This is a genomic window from Campylobacter sp. (assembly GCF_017646085.1).
Lineage (GTDB): Bacteria > Campylobacterota > Campylobacteria > Campylobacterales > Campylobacteraceae > Campylobacter.
The window spans coordinates 1-2,689 of record NZ_JAGCNF010000086.1; the positions used below are offsets into that span (position 1 = coordinate 1).

General features: G+C 32.6%; 3 protein-coding genes and 1 pseudogene. 2 read left to right on the forward strand and 2 right to left on the reverse strand.

Features of this window, described 5'->3' with window-relative positions; genetic code table 11:
• Nucleotides 1-649 (forward strand): annotated as a pseudogene (locus J6V67_RS04695) (ATP-dependent metallopeptidase FtsH/Yme1/Tma family protein); the annotation flags it as partial.
• Complete coding sequence (mog, locus tag J6V67_RS04700) at nucleotides 639-1,166, forward strand: molybdopterin adenylyltransferase (protein WP_291859503.1); 528 nt, start codon at nucleotides 639-641, stop codon at nucleotides 1,164-1,166. The pseudogene J6V67_RS04695 and the gene mog, both read left to right, overlap by 11 nt.
• Nucleotides 1,167-1,452: 286 nt before the next feature.
• On the opposite strand, the gene J6V67_RS04705 is transcribed toward mog, so the two are convergent.
• Together J6V67_RS04705 and J6V67_RS04710 are read right to left on the reverse strand one after the other, a co-directional pair.
• Nucleotides 1,453-2,469 carry a bifunctional 3,4-dihydroxy-2-butanone 4-phosphate synthase/GTP cyclohydrolase II gene (locus J6V67_RS04705; RefSeq protein ID WP_291859496.1) on the reverse strand — a complete coding sequence of 339 codons (1,017 nt, stop codon included), beginning with the start codon at nucleotides 2,467-2,469 and terminating at the stop codon, nucleotides 1,453-1,455.
• 1 nt (nucleotide 2,470) lies between these two features.
• The coding region (locus J6V67_RS04710) for a KH domain-containing protein (RefSeq protein WP_291859499.1) at nucleotides 2,471-2,689 on the reverse strand (219 nt) is incomplete at its 5' end.

Sequence of the window (2,689 nt, forward strand, 5' to 3'; positions counted from 1 at the left end):
CTCAGTAGATAGAGGTTTTGTAGCTAGGAGTACAACTGGATTGAGCGGAGCAGCACTTGCAACACTAGTAAATGAAGCAGCTATAAATGCATTAAGAAACGGCAGAGAGATTATAAATAATGATGACTTTAAGGCTGTGGAAAATAGGGTAATTGATGGCAAAAAACACCTTCATAGCCTAAGTCAAAACGAAAAGCAAATTCAAGCTATTTATCAATCAGCCAAGGCATTAATGGCTGAGTTTTGCGGTATTAATTTTAATCAAATTTCGCTTTTAAATGATAAATTTGGTGCTAGCGATACATTTTTAAGCTCAAAAAGTGATCTTTTGGGGCTTATCAAAGTACATTTAGCCGGTATTTGTACGATGAATTTAATCACTGGTGAACTATATACTAATTCCAAAAATGATATAAAAATAGCTAAAAATATCGCTAGGGAACTAGTAATGGAGTATGGAATGGGGGATAGGATTATGCCTAGTGATGATGAGACTAGAGAGCTTTTAGAACGAATTCGCAGCGAAGTAAATGAGCTAATAGATAAGATGAGATCTGAGATAGATGCCTTGGCTAAATTTTTACTAGAGAATGAATCAGCAAGTAGGGCTGATGTAATAATGATAATACAAAGGATAAATAATGGCTAAAATAGGAGTATTAACACTAAGCGATAGAGCAAGTGCTGGAGTCTATGCAGATGAGAGTGGTATAGCGATTCAAAATATACTAAAAGAGTGGGTAATAGGTGATTTAGAGTTTATTTATAGGGTTATACCTGATGATTATGAGTTAATAGTAAATAGTCTAGAACAAATGTGTGAGCAAGGATGTGATATAGTATTTACCACCGGTGGGACAGGGCCAGCACCTAGAGATGTAACGCCTGAAGCAACTGAGGCTGTATGTGAGAAAATGCTACCAGGATTTGGTGAATTGATGCGCTCAGTTAGCTTAAAATATGTACCTACTGCTATATTGTCACGACAAAGTGCTGGTATAAAAAATAAGACTTTAATAGTAAATTTGCCAGGTCAGCCAAAAGCGATAAAGGAGTGTTTGGAGCCTATTTTTCCAGCGATTCCATACTGTTTAGATCTAATTGGTGCAGCTTATATTGAATGCGATGAGAATATTATGAAAGTATTTAGACCAAAGAAGAAGTAAATAATTAAAAATAATAAAAAAATATCAAATGGCAAAGATGAGAGCATAAATAAAAGAGTATTTTTGAGTATCTATCAAAAAATAAATTTTTTAATTCCTATGTATCAATGAAATTATGTCTGGAGCGAATTGGTTAAAATATGATATAGAAAAAAGAAATAAGCAGATATATAATAAATTTGCTGAGTTTTTGAAAGTATATTTCATATTAATCCTTCTTAAAGGATTATAAAAATTAAATTTAGAATATTTATAATTTTTATAAATATTCTAAACAACATTCAATTTAGCTATTTACCCAGGTAATATTTAACCCAAAACCTTTAATAGCTACAAATTCTTTAGACTCGCTTGAGCTTAGGATTTTAATATCGCTTGCACCAAAATACTTTAAGATTTGAGCACCTACACCATAATTTTTAATCAAGCTACTATCATCATCATTGCCAGATAGAAATATTAGTATTCCACCTTCACTATCTAGTAGTTCTATGTGAGATATAAACTCATTGAATTTATGTGAATTTAAAAGCTCTATATCATCTTTTATTTTATGAAATTTTACATTTGTTTTGGTATTTATATTGCCAAAAGTAAAAGCAAAATGAGTATTACCCAAATGATCTGTTATGCTATATTTGTGTGCTTTTTTACCTGCTATTTGCGATTCTCCTAGTTCATTTACGCTAATTAATTTTTCATGATGGAGGCGATATTCTATAATCTCAGCTATACTTACCATATTTAATTCAAATTTATCACAAAATTTTTCTAAATCATCGCGTCTAGCCATTGTGCCATCATCATTTACTATCTCGCATATTACAGATACTGGTGCTAGACCGGCTAATCTGCACAGATCTATACTGCCCTCAGTATGTCCGGTTCGCTCTAGTACCCCGCCACTTTTAGCAATTAGTGGAAATATATGACCTGGACGGACAAAATCATCAGCTTTTGTAGTGCCATCTACTAGCATTTTAATTGTCATATCTCTTTCATATGCACTTACTCCAGTAGTCGCCTTTTTAGCGTCAATACTAACAGTAAATGCTGTCTCGTGACAGCTGGTATTGGCTCCAACCATTGGATAAAGATCAAATTTGTCAGCTAAATCCTTGCTAAGTGGCGTACATAAAACTCCTCTAGCATGAGTGATCATAAAGTTAACTTTTTGTACATCGCTAAAGGCTGCAGCAAATACTATATCACCTTCATTTTCCCTATCTTCATCATCTACCATGACTATCATTTTGCCATTTTTTATATCCTCTATGGCCTGGAGTACTCTTTCAAAAGCCATTTTAATTCCCTTTTATATCTAGATATTTCTTAATACTATTTTCATTTGTATGCCAGTTTTTATCAACTTCTACATTTAATTTAATAAAAACCTTTTGATTACTAAATTCACTTATAATTTTGCGAGCTACAATTCCAATCCGCTTAATAGTAGTACCATTTTTACCAATTAAAATCGCCTTGTGATGAGTATTGTCTGTTATGATTTTTGCTTCTATTTC